The organism is Nocardioides sp. (assembly GCF_050699375.1).
Classification (GTDB): Bacteria; Actinomycetota; Actinomycetes; order Propionibacteriales; family Nocardioidaceae; genus Nocardioides.
Genome location: NZ_JBOHDN010000319.1, coordinates 1 through 2,367 on the forward strand (window position 1 = coordinate 1; position 2,367 = coordinate 2,367).

Consider the following 2,367-nt stretch of genomic DNA (forward strand, 5'->3'; position numbering starts at 1 on the left):
GTACGAGGGCATGGAACTCGCGTCGGGCATGGGGGTCGAAGCCCGCGGTCGGCTCGTCGAGGAAGACCAGATCCGGGCGTCCGACGATGCCGATGGCGACGTCGAGGCGCCGCCGCTGGCCGCCGGAGAGCGACTTGATCTTTGCGTTCGCATGCTCGGTGAGGCCCACGACCGAGATCAGCTCGTCGATGTCCCAGGGGCGGGTGATGTGTGGCGTCGAGTACGGGGCGTAGAACGTGCCGAGATAGCGCAGCAGCTCGCGCACGCGCCAGCGCGCGTGGTCGCGCCAAGACTGCAGGACGACGCCGAGCTTGGCCCGCCAGGCCTCGTCGCCGTGGGCGGGGTCATGGCCGAGCACTGATACCTCGCCGGCGGAGCGCATCCGGAACCCCTCGAGGATCTCGATGGTCGTGGTCTTGCCGGCGCCGTTCGGGCCGAGCAGCGCCAACACGTCGCCGCGGCGTGCGGAGAACGACACCCCGGTGAGCACGTCCTTGGTCCCGTAGCGCATCCGCAGATCGCGTACGTCCAGGACCGGGTTCGTCGTCGGCGGGGAGACAACTGCCTGCGCCATCACACCTCCATGTGCCTGTGGTGGTGATGCTACGGCTCAGGCGCGGGCCCACGGGGCAAATAGAAGAAGTGCCCACTCAGCGCGGATCCCCCGATCGCACGAGCAGGCACTTCCGTCCGCTGGATCCCCCCGGAACAGCGAACCCCAAGATACTAAGGGTTTGTCAGCCTTGACCGCCACGAGAACCTGGTAACAGAGCGGTAACCATTGATGTGGCAACCGTCACGTCAGCGTGATCGGCTCCCGCGGAGCGGAACAGGGTCACATTCCGCTGACTCCTTCGCCCTCACCGGACTGCTCGTCGAAGCTCTCGTGCTCGATCAGGTGCAGCACCGGTACGTCGAGATGCCGGCGGGCCTGATGGGTCCAGTCGACGTGGAAGAACTCCGCGACCACGTGCGGGCGCGTCATGATGATCGCCTCGCGTCCGTCGACCGCCGCGACCTTGGCCCGCAGCGCCTTGACCGGGTCCTGGACGAGCTCTCCGTGCGCTTCCGCGCCGGAGGTCTTGAGGACCTTCAGCGTCTGCGCGAGCGCCTTCTCGGCCTCTTCCTTGGCCTCCTCGCGCACCGCGTCGAGGTCGATCTCGTTCATGATCATCGCCGAGCCGAGGTATTCGGCGGCGCTGAGGGTGCCCATCGCCGACTCGATCCGCGCGGCGGCGTCCTCGAGGGGCAACAGCACGTGGTAGATCGGCTCCTCGACCCCCTCGTGGAGGGAGTGGACTCGGGTCGCATCGTCGAGAGTGAGTGTCTGCTCGACCAGGAGAACGACGTCGTAGCTCATGCGTCCGACCCTAGCGGGATTTACGGTGCTGGTTAACGCGCACCTCCGAGCACTTCGGACAGGTCGTACGCCACGGGCTCCTCGAGCTGCTCGTAGCCGCACGACTCCGGGTCGCGGTCGGTGCGCCAGCGCTTGAACTGGGCGGTGTGCCGGAACCGGCGTCCTTCCATGTGGTCGTAGCCGACCTCCAGCACCCGCTCCGGGCGCAGCGGGGTGAAGGAGAGGTCCTTCCCCTGCGACCAACGGCTCTGGGTGCCCGGCACCCGGTCCGGGTTGGCGGTCAGCCACTCGTTCCAACGTCCCCACGGGTGCTCCTCGATCGGGACGACCAGCTCCTGCATCTCCTGCCACAGCTCGGCGCGTCGCGCGGCGGTGAACGAGGCCGAGACCCCGATGTGCTGCAGCTCCGGCTGACCGTCCTCCCCGGGGGCGTACAGGCCGAGCAGCAGGCTCCCGAGCAGCGGCTTCTCCGGTGTGGAGGTCTTGTGCTCGCGGTAGCCGGCCACGACCACATCGGCCGTACGTGAGTGCTTGATCTTGAGCATCGTCCGCTTGTCGGGGACGTAGGGAGCGTCCAGCGGCTTGGCCATCACCCCGTCCAGGCCGGCGCCCTCGAAGCGGGTGAACCAGTCCTGGGCGATCTCGGGATCTGTCGTCGTCGTGCACAGGTGGACGTTCGTCCTCCGGTGGTCGAGCTTGTCGAGACCCGCGAAGACGCCCTCCAGCGCCGCGCGCCGCTCCGTCAGCGGCTGGTCGACGAACGACCTGTCGCCCAGCGCCAGGAGATCGAAGGCGGCGTACGCAGCGGGGGTCTCCTCTGCCAGCAGGCTGATCCGCGACGCGGCCGGGTGGATCCGCTGCTGCAGCACCTCGAACTCCAGCCGATTCCCGATCGCCACGAAGATCTCCCCGTCCAGCACGATCTTCTCCGGCAGGGTTGCCCGCAGCGCCTCGACCACCTCGGGGAAGTAGCGGGTCAGCGGCTTGGTGTTCCGCGAGGCCAGCTC

General features: G+C 68.0%; 3 protein-coding genes. All 3 read right to left on the reverse strand.

Annotation, left to right across the window (positions count from 1 at the left end):
• Positions 1–574: ABC transporter ATP-binding protein (locus tag ACRDPS_RS22355; protein ID WP_431503868.1), on the reverse strand; the 574-nt coding region annotated here is incomplete at its 3' end.
• Positions 575–835: 261 nt separating this feature from the next.
• Entirely contained in the window at positions 836–1,360 is a 525-nt protein-coding gene (locus ACRDPS_RS22360; RefSeq protein ID WP_431503869.1) for a hypothetical protein, read from the reverse strand.
• Positions 1,361–1,392: 32 nt separating this feature from the next.
• Positions 1,393–2,367 (reverse strand): ATP-dependent DNA ligase (locus ACRDPS_RS22365; RefSeq protein WP_431503870.1); only part of this gene is annotated, 975 nt, incomplete at its 5' end.